Source organism: Marinobacter iranensis, from assembly GCF_029207565.1.
Lineage (GTDB): Bacteria > Pseudomonadota > Gammaproteobacteria > Pseudomonadales > Oleiphilaceae > Marinobacter > Marinobacter iranensis.
In genome coordinates this window covers 1-238 of the sequence record NZ_JANCMW010000396.1, presented here as the reverse complement: position 1 = coordinate 238, position 238 = coordinate 1, and the positions used below count along the sequence as shown (strand labels likewise).

Annotated in this window: 1 pseudogene; it reads right to left on the bottom strand. The window is 69.7% G+C overall.

Features of this window, described 5'->3' with window-relative positions:
• Nucleotides 1–203: pseudogene (locus tag NLU14_RS22860) on the bottom strand (hypothetical protein); the annotation flags it as partial.
• Nucleotides 204–238 lie beyond the last annotated feature (35 nt).

The following is a 238-nucleotide window of genomic DNA, read 5'->3' as shown; positions in this document are numbered from 1 at the left end:
GCATCGCCATAGACGCTCCACCAATCGTTGGCGGGCCAGTTCGCGGCATCCGCCCGGGCGGCCAGCGACTGGTCGGCGGCATAGCCGGCCGCCGCGCGCACTTCGGGACGGGCGCCGAGCTGCGGCACCGGCGCGCACGCGGAAAGCAGCGCGACCCCGGCAGTCGCGACGAGCAGCAACGGACGAAGGGAGAATCGGTTCATGATTTAAATACCGTACTGTCGGGTACGGCGCGGCA